Source organism: Furfurilactobacillus rossiae, from assembly GCF_013394005.1.
GTDB classification, from domain to species: Bacteria; Bacillota; Bacilli; order Lactobacillales; family Lactobacillaceae; genus Furfurilactobacillus; species Furfurilactobacillus rossiae.
Genome location: NZ_CP040586.1, coordinates 841,040 through 861,640 on the forward strand (window position 1 = coordinate 841,040; position 20,601 = coordinate 861,640).

General features: G+C 44.5%; 19 protein-coding genes and 1 tRNA gene. 16 read left to right on the forward strand and 4 right to left on the reverse strand.

What is annotated here, in order from left to right; translation table 11 throughout:
* Positions 1-9 precede the first annotated feature (9 nt).
* From LROSL1_RS03890 to LROSL1_RS03940, 11 genes are all read left to right on the forward strand, one after another.
* A complete protein-coding gene (locus LROSL1_RS03890) occupies positions 10-519 on the forward strand; it encodes a methylated-DNA--[protein]-cysteine S-methyltransferase (RefSeq protein ID WP_017262588.1) in 510 nt (169 codons plus the stop codon).
* A 332-nt stretch (positions 520-851) separates the two neighbouring features.
* Positions 852-1,646 carry a pyrroline-5-carboxylate reductase gene (gene proC / locus LROSL1_RS03895; protein WP_017262589.1) on the forward strand — a complete coding sequence of 265 codons (795 nt, stop codon included), beginning with the start codon at positions 852-854 and terminating at the stop codon, positions 1,644-1,646.
* Between the two features lie 126 nt (positions 1,647-1,772).
* On the forward strand, positions 1,773-2,906 hold the full coding sequence (gene nagA, locus LROSL1_RS03900; RefSeq protein WP_017262590.1) for an N-acetylglucosamine-6-phosphate deacetylase: 1,134 nt from the start codon (positions 1,773-1,775) through the stop codon (positions 2,904-2,906).
* Between the two features lie 57 nt (positions 2,907-2,963).
* Positions 2,964-3,665 carry a GntR family transcriptional regulator gene (locus LROSL1_RS03905; RefSeq protein ID WP_017262591.1) on the forward strand — a complete coding sequence of 234 codons (702 nt, stop codon included), beginning with the start codon at positions 2,964-2,966 and terminating at the stop codon, positions 3,663-3,665.
* Between the two features lie 217 nt (positions 3,666-3,882).
* Complete coding sequence (locus tag LROSL1_RS03910; RefSeq protein WP_178913818.1) at positions 3,883-5,361, forward strand: nicotinate phosphoribosyltransferase; 1,479 nt, start codon at positions 3,883-3,885, stop codon at positions 5,359-5,361.
* Positions 5,362-5,408: 47 nt separating this feature from the next.
* The gene (gene nadE, locus LROSL1_RS03915; protein WP_017262593.1) at positions 5,409-6,236 is read left to right on the forward strand and encodes an ammonia-dependent NAD(+) synthetase; all 828 of its coding nucleotides are present in this window, start codon (positions 5,409-5,411) and stop codon (positions 6,234-6,236) included.
* A gap of 311 nt (positions 6,237-6,547) precedes the next feature.
* Positions 6,548-9,175, forward strand: coding sequence for a cation-translocating P-type ATPase (locus tag LROSL1_RS03920; protein ID WP_236402455.1), 2,628 nt, complete (start codon positions 6,548-6,550; stop codon positions 9,173-9,175).
* Between the two features lie 283 nt (positions 9,176-9,458).
* On the forward strand, positions 9,459-9,893 hold the full coding sequence (locus tag LROSL1_RS03925; RefSeq protein WP_178913820.1) for a hypothetical protein: 435 nt from the start codon (positions 9,459-9,461) through the stop codon (positions 9,891-9,893).
* Between the two features lie 137 nt (positions 9,894-10,030).
* On the forward strand, positions 10,031-10,516 hold the full coding sequence (locus LROSL1_RS03930; RefSeq protein ID WP_178913821.1) for a SprT family protein: 486 nt from the start codon (positions 10,031-10,033) through the stop codon (positions 10,514-10,516).
* 105 nt (positions 10,517-10,621) lie between these two features.
* Positions 10,622-11,668, forward strand: coding sequence for an AI-2E family transporter (locus tag LROSL1_RS03935; RefSeq protein ID WP_017262598.1), 1,047 nt, complete (start codon positions 10,622-10,624; stop codon positions 11,666-11,668).
* Positions 11,669-11,750: 82 nt separating this feature from the next.
* Positions 11,751-11,835 (forward strand) — tRNA-Leu (locus tag LROSL1_RS03940).
* A gap of 92 nt (positions 11,836-11,927) precedes the next feature.
* On the opposite strand, the gene LROSL1_RS03945 is transcribed toward LROSL1_RS03940, so the two are convergent.
* From LROSL1_RS03945 to LROSL1_RS03955, 3 genes are read right to left on the reverse strand one after another with little or no spacing between them, the layout of a single operon-like run.
* Positions 11,928-12,371, reverse strand: a complete 444-nt coding sequence (locus LROSL1_RS03945; RefSeq protein WP_178913822.1) for a pyridoxamine 5'-phosphate oxidase — start codon at positions 12,369-12,371, stop codon at positions 11,928-11,930.
* Positions 12,372-12,393: 22 nt separating this feature from the next.
* On the reverse strand, positions 12,394-13,623 hold the full coding sequence (locus tag LROSL1_RS03950) for a multidrug efflux MFS transporter (RefSeq protein ID WP_178913823.1): 1,230 nt from the start codon (positions 13,621-13,623) through the stop codon (positions 12,394-12,396).
* 23 nt (positions 13,624-13,646) lie between these two features.
* Complete coding sequence (locus tag LROSL1_RS03955; protein WP_178913824.1) at positions 13,647-14,555, reverse strand: AraC family transcriptional regulator; 909 nt, start codon at positions 14,553-14,555, stop codon at positions 13,647-13,649.
* A gap of 175 nt (positions 14,556-14,730) precedes the next feature.
* Between LROSL1_RS03955 and LROSL1_RS03960 the strand changes: the two genes are divergently transcribed.
* The 4 genes from LROSL1_RS03960 (at position 14,731) to LROSL1_RS03975 (ending at position 19,130) form a co-directional block, all read left to right on the forward strand.
* Positions 14,731-16,086 (forward strand): MFS transporter, encoded by a 1,356-nt coding sequence (locus LROSL1_RS03960; protein ID WP_225440572.1) that lies wholly within the window; start codon positions 14,731-14,733, stop codon positions 16,084-16,086.
* A gap of 35 nt (positions 16,087-16,121) precedes the next feature.
* Positions 16,122-16,553, forward strand: coding sequence for an HIT family protein (locus LROSL1_RS03965; RefSeq protein ID WP_017262603.1), 432 nt, complete (start codon positions 16,122-16,124; stop codon positions 16,551-16,553).
* 60 nt (positions 16,554-16,613) lie between these two features.
* Entirely contained in the window at positions 16,614-17,354 is a 741-nt protein-coding gene (locus tag LROSL1_RS03970; RefSeq protein ID WP_017262604.1) for an SDR family oxidoreductase, read from the forward strand.
* A 756-nt stretch (positions 17,355-18,110) separates the two neighbouring features.
* On the forward strand, positions 18,111-19,130 hold the full coding sequence (locus LROSL1_RS03975) for an LCP family protein (protein ID WP_178913826.1): 1,020 nt from the start codon (positions 18,111-18,113) through the stop codon (positions 19,128-19,130).
* 104 nt (positions 19,131-19,234) lie between these two features.
* Here the strand turns inward: LROSL1_RS03975 and rpsN are convergent, their stop codons facing one another.
* Positions 19,235-19,504: a 30S ribosomal protein S14 gene (gene rpsN / locus LROSL1_RS03980; RefSeq protein ID WP_017262606.1), complete on the reverse strand. Its 270-nt coding sequence runs from the start codon at positions 19,502-19,504 to the stop codon at positions 19,235-19,237.
* Positions 19,505-19,699: 195 nt separating this feature from the next.
* On the opposite strand from rpsN, the gene LROSL1_RS03985 reads away from it, so the two are divergent.
* Positions 19,700-20,383, forward strand: a complete 684-nt coding sequence (locus LROSL1_RS03985; protein ID WP_178913827.1) for a Crp/Fnr family transcriptional regulator — start codon at positions 19,700-19,702, stop codon at positions 20,381-20,383.
* The last annotated feature ends 218 nt before the right edge of the window (positions 20,384-20,601 follow it).

Genomic DNA, 20,601 nt, shown 5'->3' on the forward strand with positions numbered 1-20,601 from the left:
AGGATAACTATGGCCCAGTTATATCATGATGTCGTTGATACCAGCGTTGGTCAGTTACAGTTATTAGTTTCAGACAAAGGCTTGGTTTTTGTTGGTTCGCCCAATGCTACGTTAAGTGAGGCAAAGGGTTATTTAAACAATGTGGATGCTGTTGATCAGGCAATTACCGATGACCAAAAAACGTCGAAGTATCGACAGCAAATTAGCGATTACTTCGAAGGCAAACGTCGTGATTTTGATTTGCCGATTGACCATTTTGGCACTGGTACACGTCTTCAACAAGCTGTTTGGGATGCATTGGTACTGATTCCGTATGGGATGACTTGTGATTATACAACCATTGCCGCTAATATCGGCCAGCCTTCAGCAATTAGGGCGGTTGCGACAGCAATTGCGAAAAATCCGATACTGATTGTAACGCCATGCCATCGGGTTTTGCGTAAGGATGGCGGATTGGGCGGTTATCGCGGTGGTCTAACGATGAAACGGCAACTATTAGCACTTGAACGTACTGTATAGTTTAAGGCGTGTAGCGTTAACCTAATGTTTAAAAAATTATTTAAGCAACATAATTGTTCTTCATTCACCGCTGAATGGATTTAATTAAGCTGTTAGGCAATGGGCACTTATGTTGTTAGTTACAAGGAACGCAGTCTTTAGATTGGAAAGCCAATTTTGACTACGTTCTTTTTGACCACTCGCTTAGACCGGAAATTATTTTTAGTGACTCGTAGTTGCATTATTGGTCTATATCAGTTACATTCTAATCAGATATGACATTATCTGCATTTTTTGTGACAGTGGTTATAAAGATGTGGCATGTTAAAAACAGATGCGGGGAGAGACGGTTCATGCAACTCGGATTTATTGGTGTTGGCGGTATGGCCCAGGCGATTATCAAAGGATTGATTGCCGCAGATGCACTGGCACCATCAGATATCATTGTGCACAGCGCTCATAAGGAGCACTATCAAGCGTTTGCATCCTCAACAGGTGTGCGGATGGCAGATAGCAATGCGGCAGTCGTTCAAGACAGCGATTTTGTCGTGTTAGCAGTAACGCCGAATATCGCACCCGATGTTTTAAAAGAGACACGTGACGAGTTAAACCAGGGACCTAAAGTATTAATTTCGATTGTTGCAGGTCTATCTTTACAAACAATGGAAGAACTGGCGGGATACGATATGCCAATTCTGCGGACCTTGCCAAACGTTAATGTAGCCATTGATGCAGGGATGACAGCTTTAGCTGTTAATGAAAATTTAACGGGTGCCAAGTTAGCAGATGCTAAGGGGCTGTTCGATGCAATTGGAAGTACCACTGTATTGCCGGAAGCAGATTTCAGCACCTTTTCTGCCTTGGCAGGTAGTTCTCCAGCTTATATCTATTTCTTCATTGACGCACTCTCGCGTGCTGGTGTTAAGCATGGTCTTAACAAAAAAGAGGCGACGCGGATTGCTGCAGCCGTAACGGAAGGTTCAGCTAAAATGGTGCTTCAATCTGACAAGATTCCGTTTGATTTAATTGATCAAGTTTCTTCACCAGGTGGTTCAACTGTTGCTGGGTTGCTAGCAATGGAAGAAGCCGGGTTCATGACTGCTGTAGTAAAAGGGATCGATGCCACAATTAAGCGTGATCAAGAATAAACGCGTTGAAAAAGTGGTCTATACCAGCTATACTGGAAAGCGTAACCAAATGAGCTTTTTCAATGGAGCGTGTTAACTACCCCAGTGTTTAAGGTGTAGCGGCACATTTATGAGGAGGAAGATTCAATGAGTACGGTTTTGAAACATGCGATCATCTACACGGGTGAAGAAAAGATTGATGATGGTTATTTGCGGTTTGGTAAAACGATCGAAGCAGTCGGACCGATGAGTGATTACGTTGCTGAACCAGACGACGACGTAGAATTTGTGACGGGTAAAGTAATTGTTCCCGGATTTATCGATGTTCACAGTCATGGTGGTTATAGTTTTGATTCAATGGACGGCGATCCTGACCAAATCAACGAGATGGTCAACGATATGGTTCACGAAGGAATCACAACACTGTTTCCAACTACGATGACGCAGTCTACCGAACATTTAAATCACGCGATGGAAGGAATTGCCAAGGCTGCTGAAGAGAACCCAGTTATCCAAGGAATCCATCTTGAAGGGCCATTTATTTCCGCAACTTATAAGGGTGCCCAACCTGAAAAGTATATTTCAGATCCTAACATTGATTTGCTCGATAATTGGAACAAACTTTCGGGAAACCGTGTTCGCTTGATTACATACGCACCAGAAGATCCTGGTTCGCGTGAATTCGAAAAATACTGTCTGAGTCATAACATTGTGCCATCTGTTGGTCACAGTAATGCTACCCGTGAGCAAATGCTCGCTTCTAAGGCAACGCACGTTACGCATTTGTACAACGCACAACGTGAATTTAAGCACCGTGAACCTGGTGTCACTGGCCATGCGATGTTGGAAGATAACATGTACTGTGAATTGATCTGTGATGGATTCCACATTGTGCCAGATATGATCAAGTTGGCCTATGAACAAAAAGGTGCTGAACGCATTGATCTAGTTACTGATTCAATGCGCGCCAAGGGGATGCCTGAAGGAATCAGTGAACTTGGTGGTCAAAAGGTTATTGTTAAGGACAAACAGGCACGTCTGGAATCTGGCAACTTGGCCGGATCGGTACTCCGTTATGACGATGCATTCCGTAACATTCAATACTTTACTGGTTGTGGTATCGAAGAAGCTGTTCAAATGTCTTCTGTTAACCAAGCTACCGAATTTGGTTTAACCAGCAAGGGTGGCTTACAGGCTGGTAAAGACGCTGACTTTAACATCATGGATCGTAATCAAAACTTGGAACGGACTTACAGTTATGGTCGTCGTTTTGATGACTAGCTAGTTTTCAATTACTTGAGTTCCAGCCAGGTTGACTAAAACTAAGGGATGAAAAAAATGGCCTCACCAATTTACATTCAAATTCATAATCGTTTACGGAAAGCCGTGGAAGATGGTCAGTGGCAAGTTGGGGATAAAATCCCCTCAGAACGTGAACTTGCCATTCAGTTTGGCGTGAGTCGAATGACCTTACGACAAGCCGTTCAGACGTTAGTGGAGGAAGGCCTGTTAGAACGACGTGTTGGCGCGGGCACATATGTAGCTAATCGTAAGGTGCAAGAGCGTGTTTCTGGTGTAACTAGTTTCACTGAGTTGATGGAACAGGCTGGTAAGGTGCCATCTTCACGAACTGTGTCCTATCACATCACAACACCATCGCTTTCAGAAAGTGAAAAATTACAACTCGCACCTAATGAACAGATTTTGCGAATGGAACGAATTCGTTTCGGCAACGATGAACCTATCTGTTTTGAAGTGGCCACTGTGCCTGAACGATTGATTCGGCGTTTTAGCAAGGAAGATGTTACTAACTCACTGTATCGCGTGCTGGAAGACGAGGCTGGCCTTAAAGTTGGTCACGCTCAGCAAACAGTGTCGGCAATGACAGCCAGTGAACGGGTAGCTGAATACTTGAATGTTAAGCGTAGTGATCCATTATTGCGTTTACGTCAGGTTTCATTCCTTGATGATGGTACGCCGTTTGAATATGTGCGGACCCAGTATGTCGGTAACCGATTTGAGTTTTACCTAGAACGTTAGTTGAGTAATAAAACAATGATTAAACGTGTGTCTGTGTGACTGTTTTCCATAATTGCGACAAGCAAAGTAGTTCTTTTGTATGTTGAAATTGTGGGGGAATGGTCATGTGGACACACGTTTTTTGATGCAATGAGGGCATTTAACAAAGAAATTCACAAGATATGGTAAAATATGAGAGTTAAGAAAAATTCGTCTAAACAGAAAGGGAATAATTGCGATGGTTACGCGTTATCCAGATGACAGCCTGACGCTTCATACAGATGCATACGAAGTTAATATGGTCCAAACTTACTTTGAGGATGGAGTGGCTGATCGGCACGCCGTGTTCGAATTATATTTTCGTGACCTACCATTTCACAATGGTTATGCGGTATTTGCAGGCTTAGAGCGGGTTGTCGACTACATTAATCAACTGCAGTTCACTGATTCTGACTTAGAGTATTTGGCATCTATGAAACAATATTCTGAGAAGTTTTTAAACTATCTGCGGAATTTTAAGTTCACGGGGACGATTCGTGCTGCAAAAGAAGGCGACCTGGTTTTTAATAACGAACCATTGGTTCAAGTTGAGGGAACGTTAGCGGATTGTCAGCTCGTTGAAACGGCTTTGTTGAACATTGTTAACTATCAGACTTTAATTGCTACGAAAGCTGCCCGCATTCGCTCAGTAGCTGGCAATGACGGTATCTTGGAATTTGGTACGCGGCGGGCACAAGAAATGGACGCCGCTATTTGGGGAACTCGTGCTGCTTACATTGGTGGGTTTGATGCCACTAGTAATATGCGCGCTGGTAAAATCTTTGGAATTCCAATTAGCGGTACTCATGCCCACAGCTTGGTGCAAACGTACCGTAACGACTATGACGCTTTCATGGCTTACGCCCGTTCTCACAGGGACTGTGTTTTTCTTGTAGACACCTATGACACACTGCGTTCAGGTGTGCCAAACGCCATTCGTGTGGCCAAAGAGATGGGCGACAAGATTAACTTTTTGGGTGTTCGTATCGACTCTGGTGACATGGCATATATTTCAAAACGTGTGCGCGAACAGCTTGATGAAGCCGGTTTTCCGAATGCTAAAATTTATGCGTCGAATGACTTGGATGAGAAGACGATTACCAACCTTAAGATGCAGGGCGCTAAGATTGACGTTTGGGGCGTGGGAACAAAGTTAATTACGGCGTTCGACCAGCCCGCGCTCGGGGCTGTGTACAAACTGGTCTCCGTTGAAAATGAACGTGGTAAAATGGTTGATACGATTAAGTTATCAAGTAACGCTGAAAAAGTATCAACACCTGGTAAAAAGCAGGTTTGGCGGATCACCAAGAAAGCAGACGGTAAATCTGAAGGTGATTATGTTGCGTTATCTGACGAACGGCCAGACGAAGCGTCACGCTTGCATATGTTCCATCCAAGCTATACGTATATCAATAAGGATGTGACCGACTTTGACGCCCGTCCCGTACTGGTGACGATTTTTGAAAATGGCAAGCAAGTTTACGAGTTACCTGAGTTACAAACGATTAAACAGTTTGCTGCAGATCAGTTAGCATCGTTGTGGGATGAGTACAAACGAGATCTGAATCCACAAATTTATCCCGTTGATTTATCGCAAAAGCTTTGGGATCACAAGCAAAATATTATTAAGCAAGTTCACAGTTATGTCAGTGAATTGAAATTTGACGGACAGTCCTAGGCTATCCATCTATTTCAGTAGTAATTAAGTTATGGAGGCCTTCGTACATGAGAGAAAAACAGGCAGAAATTATTAAGGCACTCGGTGTTAGCGCTGACTTTGATGCGGAACACGAAATTCGAAAAAGTGTCGAATTTTTAAAGGACTATTTGAAAAAGAACACGTTCTTAAAGGCACTCGTTCTAGGTATCTCTGGTGGTCAAGACTCTACACTTGCTGGCAAACTATCACAGATGGCGATTGCAGAGATGCGTCAGGAAACCGGCGATGATCAGTATCAATTCATTGCGGTTCGTTTGCCATATGGTGAACAGGCGGATGAAAGTGACGCGATGGATGCCATCACGTTTATGGAAGCCGATAAGGTAATGCGGGTGAATGTTCAGGCGGCGGTTGACGCTGGTGTTGCCGCGGTTGAAACTAATGGGCTGACGGTGTCCGACTTTAACAAGGGCAATATCAAGGCACGTGAGCGCATGGTGGCTCAGTACACGATTGCTGGTGAAGTTCACGGTGCTGTTGTAGGAACGGATCATGCAGCCGAAGCCGTTACCGGATTTTACACGAAATACGGCGATGGCGGCACGGACATTGATCCTTTGTATCGGTTGGACAAACGGCAAGGAAAAGCGATGCTGAAGGTCTTAAACGCACCGGAACATTTATACTTGAAGGTTCCGACTGCTGACCTGGAGGACGATCGTCCGGCGTTACCTGATGAGGTGGCCCTTGGCGTCACATATGACGACATTGATAATTATCTGGAAGGCAAAACGATTAAGGACGCTGACGCTGAAAAGATTGAAAATTGGTATAACAAGACGATGCACAAACGCCATATGCCGATTACAATTTTTGATAACTTTTGGCGTTAGTTCAAACTTATTACTTGTGTTTAACTAATCATTTCGATATACTTTTGCTTAAGATAAATGAGGGAGTAACTAATGGTGTTATCGCACACAGATTTTGTGTCGTGACACCGTGACAACGCCACCAACAAGATTCGTTCTGGTTTTGTCTTAAATAGTGAGACTCATGGTCTGCACATTTAGTGTGCGTCCATGGGTCTTTTTTCGTCCCATGAGCGATGTACACAGCCGATAATTTAAAGGAGAGATGTTAAGTGAAGCAAAGTAAATTACCGCAGGCAGCGCAATGGACCGTTGATGAATCCCTTCAGCAAATGAAATCAAGTAGAGATGGGTTAACTGACCAAATGGTGTCGACGAGACGCGATGAGCACGGTCCGAACGCGTTAGCGGCTAAGCGGCAAACAACCTTACTGGAAAAGTTTATTGCCCAGTTTAAAGATTTAATGATTGTAGTGTTGATTGTGGCCGCCATCATTGCTGCAATGACCGGTGAAGTGGTGGATGCCATCATTATCTTACTGGTAGTGGTGCTTAACGCCGTGTTTGGTGTTTTCCAAGAAGCGAAGGCGGAGCAGGCCATTAATGCGCTTCAAGAAATGTCGGCGCCAAATGCACACGTTCGTCGTAATGGCGAAACAGTGACGGTAAAGAGCGACGAATTAGTGCCTGGTGATATTGTGCTTCTGGAAGCTGGTGATATTGTGCCAGCGGATATGCGTTTATTAGAAAGTGCTTCGCTTAAAATTGAGGAGTCTGCGCTTACAGGTGAGTCAGTCCCAGTAACTAAGCAACTCGATCCAGTGGCGGCCATAAACGTGGGGTTAGGGGACATGAGCGACTTAGCGTTTATGAATAGTAACGTGACCTATGGCCGTGGTGTTGGGGTCGTTACAGCTACGGGGATGCAAACGCAGGTTGGCCGCATCGCTGGGATGCTTGATAACACTAAAGAACGCAAAACACCGTTGCAGGAAAATCTGGCCCATTTAGGTAAAGTGTTAACGGCACTGATTCTGGTGGTTGCTGTAATTGTCTTTGCAGTCGGCATGATTCGTGGTAATGAAACATTGATTAACATGCTACTGACAGCTATTTCATTGGCGGTAGCGGCTATTCCAGAAGGGTTACCTGCTATTGTGACCATCACATTAGCTCTCGGAACGACGCGTATGGCCAAACTGAATGCACTGGTTCGCCGTTTGCCCGCTGTTGAAACGTTGGGGAGTACGGACATTATCGCTTCAGATAAGACCGGGACATTGACCCAAAACAAGATGACGGTTGAAAAACTAGTGGTTAATGGCGAAGTTCGTGATGCTAAGGTTGGTGTCGGGGCAACAACCGACAGTGACGAGGGAACTTTAGCAACCCTGTTGATGTTGAATAATGATACTAAACTAACGGCCGATGGCTTAGTTGGAGATCCCACGGAAACGGCCTTGATTCAGTACAACATGGATCATAACGTGACTGCTGACAAATTTTTAGCGGCACATCCCCGACAAGCTGAAATTCCGTTTGATTCAGAACGTAAATTGATGACGACTGTTAATAAAATGGATGATACTGGCGCATTGTGGATTACCGTTAAAGGGGCGCCGGATGAATTGCTAAAACGGGTCACACGGATTCAGCTAAATGGGCAAGTAGTGCCATTGACGGATGAGCTTCGGAAACAGTTGTTGACGATCAATCATCAGCTGGCCGTACAGGCATTGCGAGTATTGGCGTTTGCTTACCGCCCCGTTGAAACAGTTCCAGCAACCATGACTTCTGAAAAGGTTGAGCAAGAGCTCATCTTTGCTGGATTTGTTGGAATGATCGATCCGGAGCGGCCAGAAGTGGCTGGTGCAGTTGCCGAAGCTAAAAGCGCGGGTATTCGGCCTCTAATGATTACGGGGGACCACGCGGATACTGCTAAGGCAATTGCGGTTCGGCTCGGCATTATTAAGGCCGACGATGACGCTGGCGTAATCACTGGTGCTCAACTAGACGAACTGAGTGATGCCGATTTTGAAAAACGGGTATCGCAATATTCTGTTTACGCGCGGGTGGCCCCGGAGCATAAAGTTCGGATTGTGAATGCCTGGCAGAAACGTGGCAAAGTTGTCGCTATGACTGGTGACGGTGTGAACGATGCCCCAGCGTTGAAAGCAGCTGATATCGGTGTGGGGATGGGAATCACAGGGACAGAAGTGTCTAAAGGCGCATCCGACATGGTTCTTGCTGATGACAACTTCTCCACAATCGTGGTGGCAGTTCGTGAAGGTCGTAAAGTGTTTGCTAACATCCAAAAGGCCATTCAATACTTGCTATCTGCAAACTTAGGTGAAGTGTTGACCCTTTTTGTAATGACCATGATGGGGTGGCAGATTTTGGCACCTGTGCATATTTTGTGGATCAATTTGGTGACCGACACGTTCCCAGCGATTGCGTTAGGACTGGAACCAGCTGAAAAGAATATAATGAAACAGAAGCCACGTGGTCGCACGTCAAACTTCTTATCCGGCGGCGTGTTTGGCAACATTATCTATCAGGGATTGTTGGAAGGTGGGCTGACACTTTTGGTTTACTGGCTAGCCCTGACATTCCCCGTTCATGCTGGTGCAGAACAAATTCATGCGGATGCTTTGACCATGGCATTTGCAACACTTGGATTGATTCAGTTGTTCCATGCATTTAATTCAAAATCAATTCATGGAACAATTTTTACAAAGCAACTCTTTAAGAACCGTGCGTTTAACTGGGCCATTTTGGTGGCGTTTGTGCTGTTGGCCGCGACCATCCTTGTGCCTGGGTTTAACACACTCTTCCACGTCACAACATTGGATTGGTTCCAGTGGTTAATCGTTATTGGTGCAGGTGTGACGATGATTTTAATCGTGGAAGTGGTAAAATTAGTGCAACGTCTAAGAAAGAGTGATGCCGAAGCTCGGTAATGCCCGAGCAATAACGTAAAGGTGGCGGCATGCAAGCGCAGTTTGCTTGTGGGCAGGCAGTTTTGGGTTATGCACAGGGAATTGAGCGACAGGTGCACGTTTAGAAGAGTGATGCTCAACTTTGGTTGAATTCGAGCAATAAGAAACGAGTCGAATGATTCGGTGCATTTCCGAATGCTTTGACTCAGGACTTATGCACAGAATTCAGAAGTTGAGTGCACGTTTAGAAGAGTGATGCCGAAGCTCGGTAATGCCCGAGCAATAACGGACAAGGAGATTAATTGTGAAAAAGAACTTAATGATGGTGTACGGGCAAACATTGTCCAGAACAATTGCGGATACAGAAGATGTCCAAAAGGATTTGGAACCTTATTACACGAAGCTAAAAACGGCGATGGATGCTGATAAGTTGAGTGACCTTAGTGATGCTGATTTCGCTGATATTCAGTCAGAATTTCAGGATGGCACGGACCGTTATCTGAGCTACAACGATAAATTGAAAAAATTACAAGCGCCTGCACGTTTCATGGGGAAGCACCAGACACTTAAGCATGCTTATGATACCTATGCCAATGCCTGCCAGACGATGACGGACAGTTTGAATGTTAAGGAACACACGGTCGACACGGAGAAGTTTGCTCAGGCAGAGGCTGACCAAAACGAAGCCATGGATCGAATCATTCGTCTCATTCAGACAATCATGGCAACTAACGCTTAGTGACGTTACATCTGAATTCTTTTACGTATGTAAAGGGTATAGAATGTAGCACATGACGCTAACAGAAATGAACCGCTCATTCTGAACATCGGGATGAGTGGTTTTTCATTGAGCGATGAAATTGTGGAGGAAAATGAATGACAAATGATGAGTTGCAACGGTTGGTCATGCAAATTTCCACACGGGAGTTTGGTAAGCCGTTTAAACATCAAGCCGTGTTCAATTCACGACTGCAAACGACGGGGGGCCGCTACCACCTTCGGGATCATCATATTGATATAAATCCGAAGATGTTAACTGATTTCGGTGAGGAAACCCTTGAAGGGGTGATTAAGCACGAGCTGGTTCACTATCACTTATCGATGGCAGGATTGCCATTTAATCACCGCAGTCGGGAATTTCGAACCTTGCTGGCACAGGTGGGTGGCAGTCGTTTTGCACCAGCACCTAAACATCGGCAAGGACAGGCGGTCCACTCACGATCACGGCACATCTATATTTATGAGTGTGAAAAGTGCGGTCAGCGATACACGCGGCGTCGACGAATCAATACGCGGCGGTTTGCATGCGGGATTTGTGGTGGCCGGTTGAATTTGGCAGAAGCCTATACTCAAGAATCTTAAGAAACCGTGAAACTCGTCTGTAGAATTCGAATGTCGTAATGGCTATTGTACACTGTATGGCAGAATACGCTATGATAGCCGTATCGATGAATGTGGGGGTAGGGTATGGAACGAATTTATCAGTGGCTTAAGAAAGAGGACGTTCAACTTTATTTAACCTTGGCGTTTTTGATCTTTGTGTTGTTTTGTTTTCGTCACTTTCTCTCCATTATTTTGCTAATTACGATTTTTTCTTTCTTAGCATTAAAAGTGACGACTCGTTTACGACAATGGTTACCCATCGGTCAGGTGCTGGCGACTTTGATTGTGTATGTGGTGGTGATTGGCTTAGTTGTACTGGCTATCTCCTACGCCGCACCATCTTTGGCTAGCCAGTTTTCTGGCATCCCGCATTTGATTATGAAAGCAATCAATGATCATCCAGTTTGGGATAAGCAATTAGACACATGGGTGAATAAAGCACTCAATAGTAGTGAAATTATGAAACACGGTCAAACGGCTTTGGAAACGGGGCTACGTGGACTGGAAAGCGTCGGCACAGCCTTCTCACATGTGGGTGTCGCCATTTTCTTGAGCTTGATTTTTACCGCGTCTTACGGCCGCATGAAGCGCTTTGGGGATGCCTTTTTACACAGCCGTTTTAAAAAGTTCTTCACCAATGTTTATTTCTTGGTTCGCAAGTTTGTCACTATTTTGGGAACAGTTGTGGATACACAATTAATTATCTGTTCAATTAACACGGTTTTGATGACCATCGGCTTATTTTTCCTAAAGATGCCAAGTTTAATGGTGTTAGCCGTCATTGTCTTCATTCTTGGATTGGTGCCTGTTGCCGGGGTGCTCATTTCAATGGTGCCGTTAACGTTGATTGCGTTTGCTAGTGGCGGTATCTGGCGGGTAGTGGAAGTGATTATCTTAGTTATCGTGATTCACTTCTTTGAATCTTACTTCTTGCACCCACGTCTTATGGCTACGGCTACTGATTTACCGATTTTTGTGACATTCATGACCTTGATTGTGAGTGAAGAAATATTCGGTGTTTGGGGACTGATTGTTGGGTTGCCAATTGTGGCATTCTTCCTCGATCTCTTTGGCGTGCATCCCCAGCCAAATGATGGTCCAATTATGCAGCAGCTTCGTGGTGATAAATAGGTGCTGAACGGAAATATGCAGGGAGAATGTCAAAGAGTAATTGCCAAGTCTGCGAATGTCTGGTAGAATTATTTTCGTTGATGCGGCCATGGCGGAATTGGCAGACGCGCAAGATTAAGGATCTTGTGATCCCTTCGATCATCCGAGTTCAAGTCTCGGTGGCCGCATAATCAGATTGGTTAACTAGGCTGACCAGTCTAAAAAGATCCTCGTAGTGATGATTTCACTACGAGGATCTTTTTTTGTCGTGGATGAGTTTTTAAAAAACGAGATTGATTTTTCGCTGGCCTAAACCGGCATCCACTTGAACATCGTGAAGTTTGATTTCATATGCGACAAGTTGCGGTCCAATGGCGTCCCATACGTGCTGGTAGTTAGGCACCAATTCTAAGTAGCGGGGAAGTAAGTCATCAGCCATCGTTTTGTCAGATGGGGTGACGGTAACGTGATGGGCGCGAACAAACGGATTTGTGGTTTCACTTTCGTGAGGAATGGTAATCAGAGCCGCGTCTGCGTGCTTGGCGTAAATTGCTAACGCGTTACTGCCACGAACGGAGGAAAAATACAGTGTATCTGGCTGATCGGCATACCAGACAAAATTAATTACTTTAACGTCAGCAGTATCATTTAATGACGTACTTAGTGCGAGTTTGTCTGCTGTTGCGTAAACCTGCTGCAGTAATTCGATGTCTTGTTTATCCATGATTAAAACTCCTTTTAAAAAACTAGTTTGAACTTTCCGAATTTGAGGCGTGAAAATGAAAGCGGGTGGACGGAATACCGATGTAGACAAGTAAGAAATCCGCTGCAAGCGCGATGGCGGTGAAGATAAAGACACCGCGGTAATCAAATAAGTTTGAAACAAAGCCACCAAGCAGTGAACCTAACATACTGCCAAGTGCCTGAAATGATTGATTCCAACTGAACACTCGCCCAGTGACGTTAACGGGAGAGTTTTTGACCAACAACGTTTGTACGGTAGGGAATAAGGCACCATCCGAAATCCCAATCATAAAGCGCAGGACGCCCAGCATGCCAACGGTGCTGACAAAGCCTTGAGGGAAGTACATTAGTACGGCGAAGATAAAGCCACCCATCAGGACTTTTTCTGTCCCGATGCGGTCACCTAAACGCCCAAGTTGCGGCGCTGATACAAGAGTTGAAATGCCAGGCAGAGCGGCGATAATACCAGCAACTATTGTCAGATTAGCTGTATGCGACATTAATTCGCGAACGTACAAACTAAGAATCGGTGTGATTGAGTTATTACCCATTTGGATCAGCATGGTAGAAATCAACAGTATGATGATTGCTCTAGCAGATTTGAAAGATGCAAAGACTTCTTTGGTTGACTGCATCTTGGCTCGTGGAATTGGTGTGAAATGTTCATGAACCAAAAAGAGACTAAGAAAAAAGACAACTGCAAGCAGAAAACCGGTTATAAAGAAGGTCATCCGAATAGAGAAGATGGCGGCTAGTGCACCACCAAGAATTGGACCAATCAAATTTCCACTGACATATCCGGTAGTTAAAATGCCAAGAGCACTACCGCTTTTTGCCTTTGGTGTTTCGGTAGCAATCAGCGCACTCGCGTTAGGAATGTAACCTGCGCAGAGACCTTGCAAGAAACGCAGCAAAATCAACATCCAGATATTATGAACTAGCCCCATTAGGGCAATGACGATCGCCATTCCTGCACTTGAACGCAGAAGCATCAGTTTTCGTCCTTTACGGTCAGCTAGTTGTCCCCATAATGGTGAAACTACGGCAATAACGAAAAACGTGACCGCATATGTAACACCACTGTAGATGGTCAGCTGCCCCTTTGTGAAAGTGCCAAGCTGGTCAACGTACAGTGATAAAAACGGCATGATTTCACTGAAACCCATGCCGGCAATAAATGTTCCCAGCCAGAGTACAGCTAGGTTTCGACGCCATCCATTTTGATCTTTCAAATAAAACCGCCTCCTTAATATGGTTAATCCATTGGATGTTGAACTGAATTTTTGATTTGTGGCTGTGACTGCCGGTTGAACGTGTTCATCAATGTGATGTTACGTTCGTGTTCCTGGCGGCTTTGTTTGCGATAGGCAATGGGGTGGGTACCAATTGTTTTAGTGAAAGACTTAGTGAGGTAATTAGCGTCTAGCCCGACTTTGATTGCAATATCGTTAACGCTTAAATCAGTATACTCCAAGTAATTTTGGGCGTGTTTCAAACGGATGTGCTGCAATAGATTCATTGGCGTGAGACCAGTTTCGCGTTTGCAGATTCGGATAAGGTAATTCTTGCTGTAGTTAAAGTGGGCGGCTAGCTCAGGCAACTGAATTGGCTCTGCATAATGATCTTGTAGATACTTTAATAGTGGAAAATCAGTATTGATATCAATAAGTCGGTCCAAGTTGTGCGTGCTGGACTCCGCCGGTTGCTGTTTGAAAATTGTTGACAGTAAGAGTTGTTTGAAATCAACATCTAGTTGCAAAGCGGCAGCAGGAAATCGTTTTTGTTCTGCTGGAATGGCTTCGTTTAAAAGTGCATAAAAGGGAGAAACGTCCTCAACATCGAAAATATGTTGGCTGGCGTTTTTTTCAATTAATCCGGCAATGTCGGCCTGAAGGTCAAACTTAACGTCGAGAACAACTGTTTCGTGTTCGAAGTGAAATGAATGTGTTGTGTATGGCGGAATAAAGACAAGTTGGGTTGCAAACACACTTACCGAAACTGAATCGTCCCCGTTAGACTGTGTTAGATCAGTATACTCCTGTCCACTAAGGACTAACTGGACTTGTGCAAAATCATGCTGGTGTGGTTCGACGATTTCATGGCGATGATACAGGCGACCGCTGAGCCATAAGACTTTGAGCTGAAGGTCACGAACTTCTGACATGGTTTTCCTCCTGATGAGTTTAGTGTGATAAATTCCATAAATTGAGCAAATTAGGGCAAAATGTAAGCGCTTAAGCTACCCTATAATGTTTTATGAAAGCGAAGGATAGCTAGCGACTTCATGAAAAAGTTTTCACAAGAATATAAAATATTACATGCGTGAGGATGTGTTAATGATGACAGAGGCTAAGCAAAGCGCTCTTAAAAAGGTAACATGGCATATACTACCATATCTTTTTATCATTTACTTTATTGCCTTTTTGGATCGAAGTAGTATCACGTACGCTTCCATTGGAGGGATGGATAAAGATTTAGGTTTGACTGCAACCACATATGGGTTTATCGCCGGAATCTTCTTCATTGGTTACTTCCTGTTTGGAATTCCTGGCAACATGATGCTGGAAAAAATTGGTGCTCGTCGTTGGATGGCATTTATCTTGGTTTTCTGGGGAACTGTTACCTTGGTAACTGGGTTTGTTGCCAGTGTACCAATGCTGATTGTGCTACGGTTCCTACTCGGTGTTTCCGAAGCTGGTTTGTTCCCAGGCATGACCCTTTACATTACGTACTGGATTCGCAGTAAAGATCGTGCACGGGCCATTGCAGCATTCATGGTTGCGCCGCCAGTGGCAAACTCAATTGGTGCGCCAGTTGCAACTTGGATTATCACTCAGGTTCACATGGCTTTAAACCTTGAAGGCTGGCGTTGGTTATTCATTATCATTGGGATTCCTGCCATTTTAATGGGTGTTTACACCGTCTTCTTCTTGGCTGACAAACCTAATACTGCTAAGTGGCTGACAGCCGACGAAAAGAGCTGGTTGGAAAAAGCACTTGCCGATGATGTTAAGCAGGAAAGTGAAAAGAAAGTCATCAAGGCACCATTTGTTGACGCCTTCAAGGACGCTAAGATTTGGAAGATGACTGGGATTAACTTCTTCTACTGTATCGGTTTGTACGGGATTACATTCTGGATGCCACAAATGGTTAAGTCCTTATCAAGCAGCTTGACTACAATGCAAGTTGGTTTGATTAGTGCTATTCCTTACCTGCTTGGTGCAGTTGCGTTAGTTATCAACGGTCAGTGGTCTGACCGTAGTGGTGAACGAATCTGGCATACTGCCGGTGGTGCATTGCTTGGTGGCCTTGGATTTATCGGTGCCGCATTAACCACATCTGTTCCTGTTATGTCCGTTGGTTTCATTTGCCTGTCTGCCATTGGGGTTTACGCATACTCCGGTCCTTACTGGGCAATCACCACGACGGTTGATCCTCGGATTGCTGCCGTTGGATTAGGTATTGTGAACGCTGTTGGTAACTTTGGTGGTTTCTTTGGACCATATGCAATTGGTTGGTTAAAGAGCGCCACTGGTAGCACAACGGTGGGGATGTACTTCTTAGCTGGTGCGTTGATTATTACCGGCTTGATCGTTCTCAGTTTGCACTCAAGTAAGAGTGCGACTCAAACGGCAAAGACTTCGGATGAAGAAGTTACTGCCGATGCAGAAACACAGAGCCACCCAATTAACTAGTGATCAAATATTTTAAATAAAGAGAGGTTTTTATCATGGTTGAACGTTTCCAAAAAGATTGTATGTATTGTGCTCATACTGAAAAGCTTGATGCAAATTACATTGAAATCGAATCATTGCATGTTGCCACAGTTTATTTAGCACGTGACCAAACACACCTTGGTCGTGTCGCGGTTGTTTTGAACTGGCACGTTGACGAACCATTCCAATTGACTGATGTTGAACGTCACGAATTCTACGATGACGTTGCACACGCAGCCGAGGCTGTTGAGAAAGCCGTTAACCCTGGTAAAATTAACTACGGAACTTATGGCGACACGGTTTCTCACTTGCACGTTCACGTTGTGCCAAAGAAGCCTGGCGACAGTGATTGGAACGATGCCTTCGTTAATAACCCTGAAAACCCTAAGAAGTTAACCGATTCAGAATACGAAGATATTATCAACAAGATCAAGGAAAATCTATAGAGTGATGCCGAAGCTCGGGAACGGGCTTAGCATACAATTAAAAAAGGAGCGATTTTAGTTATGACTGTTAAAGGAAAAGTTGTTGTTATTGCAGGTGCTTCATCTGGTATTGGTGCTGCTACTGCTAAGAAGTTAGCTGCACATGGTGCCAAGTTGTTCATCGGTGCCCGCCGTGAAGACCTGTTGAAGAAACAAGTTGAAGATATTGAAGCAGATGGTGGCGAAGCAGCTTATAAGACTGTTGACGTAACCGACAAGAGTTCTGTTGCTGACTTTGTTAAGGCAGCTCACGACAAGTATGGCAAGATCGATGTTATGTACAACAATGCCGGTGTTATGCCTAACTCACCATTACGTGATTTGAAGGTTGAAGATTGGGAACGCGCTTTCCAAATTAACGTTATGGGTGTTCTGTACGGGATTGCTGCCGCATTGCCAATCATGAAGGAACAAGGTTTTGGTCACTTTATCGCAACTGACTCAAATGCCGGTCACGTTATCAACCCTAACGCTGCCATTTACTCAGGGACTAAGTTTGCGCTTCGTGCTATCATGGATGCTCTTCGCCAAGAGGAAGGTCCTAACATGATTCGCTCAACCATCGTATCACCAGGTAACGTTAACACCGCATTATGGAAGACTGTTGGCGATCCTGAATTACAAAAGAAGGCCCGTGCTCGTGAAGAAGAAATCGGCTTGGACCCAGAAGATTTGGCAAACGCAGTTCTTTATGCCATTGACCAACCTGAAAATGTTGGTATCGACGAGATTCTGTTACGCCCAACTGTTCAAGAAAACTAATTTGTACTTTAATTGAAACTATCCGCTGCCGAGCACTTTGTCTGTTTGGTAGCGGATATTTTTATCGTTGGTAAACATAGTGGTTAAGCGATGCTTACGGTTGTCAAAATTGAACGTAGTCGTGGGACCGGTTCAAGCCTGTAGACCACAGTCTTTCACCTCGCCGCGAAGCCTCGTGAGCCCCCGAGTCTCCACGGCCGTCCTGTGCTGTAAATTCGGAAAAATCGCCGAATCAACACCACTTTCACGGCTTACATTCAATTTTGACGCCCTCCAGCTCAGTTTGTAATTTTGTTCTTAATCAACAGAAGCATGCGATAATCCGCAGGTTATTTGATGTAGCATTTTCGCTAAGCACTTTGTACATAAGCGAAGTCGACCAGAAACGGAGTTCCGTGAAATCCTGACTTAGTGGGCGTTTTGAGTCCGCTTAGTCAGGCAGGACGAGCTTTGAGACTTCGGGTTATGAAGGCTTAAAGTCGAGGTGGAAGACTGCGGAGCAGGCTGAGACCGGTCCCAGTGGAACGGAGCTTCTGGTCGACGTAACGGAATCACAAACAGACTAACGAGATAATTCGAAACAAAAGGTTGAAAGTGCGTTTGCGCAACTAAGTAGGCAAGTGTTCATAAGAAAAAATTAAAATCGCGGTATAAACGGTAAATGTTTACCGTTATTTCTCGCCTTGTGGACAAACTTGGTTTACAATCTGTAGGCGTGAGTAATTAGGAAGAATTAATTCCTTGGGGGACCCGAATATGGATAACGAACCAAATCAAGAACCATCAAGAATGCAACGCCATAATGAACAACCAACGAGTGATAAAAAGGGTGGCAATGGCCGTCACCGCTTTCATCCTTGGCGCTGGTTCTGGGGCATTGTCATTGTCTTAGTGTTAGCAATTGTCGGTTTTGGGGCAATGGCTTATCACAACATCAATTCAGCCAGCAACAAAGCTTATAAATCGGCAGGAATTACTAAGGCGCGTGACACACAGTCAGTGCTAAAGAGTAAGAAGCCAATTTCAATTATGTTCTTGGGAACTGATACCGGTGCTTTGGGACGAACCGATAAAGGTCGAACCGACACGATCATGATTGCTACCATCAACCCACGGACTAAGAAGATGCTGCTTGTCAGCTTACCTCGTGACACGATGACAGATATTGCTGGTTATCCTCAGGATTCACCGGCTAAAATCAACGCTGCGTACTCATATGGTGGTGTTGGGACAACCATTAAGACAGTTCAGAATCTGTTAAATATTCCAATTGACTACTATGCGTTGTTGAACATGGGTGGTTTGGAAAAGGCGATTAATGAAGTGGGTGGTGTGACGGTTACATCACCGTTAACGTTCAACTATGAGGGTGCCTCTTTCGTAAAGGGACAAACCTACCACATGAACGGTTCAACTGCCTTGAAGTTCTCACGGATGCGTTATGATGATCCTCAAAACGATTATGGGCGTCAAACACGTCAACGGTTAGTTGTCCAAGCGCTGTTTAGAAAGTCCATTTCTGTTCAGACGGTTTTGAATCCTAGCTTCTTAAACTCGATTGCTAATGAGTCACAAACAGATTTAACCAGTTCTGACTTGGTTAAACTTGCATCTAGCTATCGGTCTTCCACGAAGGACATGACCACTGATCACATGCAAGGACAAGGTCAGATGATTAATGGCCAGTCGTTTGAAGTGGTTAGTTCAAGCGAGAAACAACGGGTTACCAATGAAATCCGTAAGAGTTTGGACCTTTCAGCAAAAACGGATGAATAAATTACTATAAAAGACCAAACAAAACTGCCAGAGTGATGAGCAAACTCATCATTCTGGCAGTTTTTAGTCAAAACGCATTTATATAAAAGGGCTGAACTAACGCATTACCAGCTAGCTTTACGCACACCAGGAATTTTGCCTTGCAAGGCGAGCTGACGGAAGTTGAGCCGTGATAGGCCAAACTGGCGCAAGTAAGCATGCGGACGACCATCGATCTTATCACGACGGTGAATGCGTACGGGTGAAGCATTTTTCGGCAGGGTGGCGAGCCCAGCGTAGTCATGAGCCGCTTTCATTTGAGCACGTTGATCAGCGTACTTCGCAACGGTAGCTTCAATGCGTTGTTCTTTAATGATCTTAGATTTTTTTGCCATAAACTGAATTCATTCCTCCTAAAATTGACTAACTTCATAATGACGATAACAATGCTTGCTTCCAAAAACTGTAACGATTACTGTTTAGTGTAACAGATATGCTTACTAAAACAAAGCATTTTATACGCTTGATCCAAATCAAGTTTACTTTGGGATTTACCTGTTACAATATCTTGTATATAAGGAGGTGCCAAGATGCGGGAACAGAAACTGGGGACACATGATTGTATTCAACTGGTACCAATTTTTAAGCAATTGACAGCGATTGAATTACAGCAGGTGAGTGCCATTGTTCATGAACATGTTTATGAAAAGGGCGCAACGCTGTTTAACGCTGGCGACGAGGCTGACCAGTTGACTATTATTGCCGCTGGTCAGGCCAAAGTTTATCAGCTGGCCGCCAACGGACGTGAACAATTATTATACTTACTTCAGTCGGGAGATTTCGATGGCGAGGCAGCACTTTTCAATCCAGTTGCACGGACAAGTTATGCGGAAGCACTGGTGCCAACTCAGGTGTGCTCAATTCAGCGGTCGGACTTTCAAGCGTTGTTGGCAAAGGCACCGCAACTAGCGCTTGGTATCCTTAATGAATTTGGCAAACGAATCAGTCAACTAGAGGGTAAGGCAACAAGTGTGACCACGAGTTCAATTGGCGGTCGTCTTGCTGACTATTTAGTTGAAACGGCTGCAAGTTTTCCAGCGCAGACAATGTTCACTTTGCCGCTTCAAAAGAAGGAAATTGCGGTATACCTTGGTACTACGCCGGAAACGATTAGTCGTAAATTAAATGAATTTCAGACTGCTGGTTGGTTAAAGAAGGGTCGCGGCAATCAAATTGCGATTTTAGATGCGGATCAACTTGCATTACAAGATTAATTTCAGAAAAATTACCCCTAATTTTCAGTTAGAACAGGCGACAAAACTAAAGGAGATAGCGTCTTATGATGATTCAAGGCGTTGTCTCCTTTAATGAACGAATACACTGCATCTTGTACCGTAAATAGACCACAAAAGGAATGAAAGCGAGAGCACTCGACACCATCTTTTAAACCCCCTGAATGGAACCCATATAAAAAGGCAGATAACTTATCAAA

Coding starts and splice junctions, on each gene's coding strand:
- LROSL1_RS03890 (WP_017262588.1), top strand. CDS start 10: ATGGCCCAGTTATATCATGATGTCGTTGATACCAGCGTTGGTCAGTTA.
- proC (WP_017262589.1), top strand. CDS start 852: ATGCAACTCGGATTTATTGGTGTTGGCGGTATGGCCCAGGCGATTATC.
- nagA (WP_017262590.1), top strand. CDS start 1,773: ATGAGTACGGTTTTGAAACATGCGATCATCTACACGGGTGAAGAAAAG.
- LROSL1_RS03905 (WP_017262591.1), top strand. CDS start 2,964: ATGGCCTCACCAATTTACATTCAAATTCATAATCGTTTACGGAAAGCC.
- LROSL1_RS03910 (WP_178913818.1), top strand. CDS start 3,883: ATGGTTACGCGTTATCCAGATGACAGCCTGACGCTTCATACAGATGCA.
- nadE (WP_017262593.1), top strand. CDS start 5,409: ATGAGAGAAAAACAGGCAGAAATTATTAAGGCACTCGGTGTTAGCGCT.
- LROSL1_RS03920 (WP_236402455.1), top strand. CDS start 6,548: ATGAAATCAAGTAGAGATGGGTTAACTGACCAAATGGTGTCGACGAGA.
- LROSL1_RS03930 (WP_178913821.1), top strand. CDS start 10,031: ATGACAAATGATGAGTTGCAACGGTTGGTCATGCAAATTTCCACACGG.
- LROSL1_RS03935 (WP_017262598.1), top strand. CDS start 10,622: ATGGAACGAATTTATCAGTGGCTTAAGAAAGAGGACGTTCAACTTTAT.
- LROSL1_RS03945 (WP_178913822.1), bottom strand. CDS start 12,371: ATGGATAAACAAGACATCGAATTACTGCAGCAGGTTTACGCAACAGCA.
- LROSL1_RS03955 (WP_178913824.1), bottom strand. CDS start 14,555: ATGTCAGAAGTTCGTGACCTTCAGCTCAAAGTCTTATGGCTCAGCGGT.
- LROSL1_RS03960 (WP_225440572.1), top strand. CDS start 14,731: ATGACAGAGGCTAAGCAAAGCGCTCTTAAAAAGGTAACATGGCATATA.
- LROSL1_RS03965 (WP_017262603.1), top strand. CDS start 16,122: ATGGTTGAACGTTTCCAAAAAGATTGTATGTATTGTGCTCATACTGAA.
- LROSL1_RS03970 (WP_017262604.1), top strand. CDS start 16,614: ATGACTGTTAAAGGAAAAGTTGTTGTTATTGCAGGTGCTTCATCTGGT.
- LROSL1_RS03975 (WP_178913826.1), top strand. CDS start 18,111: ATGGATAACGAACCAAATCAAGAACCATCAAGAATGCAACGCCATAAT.
- rpsN (WP_017262606.1), bottom strand. CDS start 19,504: ATGGCAAAAAAATCTAAGATCATTAAAGAACAACGCATTGAAGCTACC.
- LROSL1_RS03985 (WP_178913827.1), top strand. CDS start 19,700: ATGCGGGAACAGAAACTGGGGACACATGATTGTATTCAACTGGTACCA.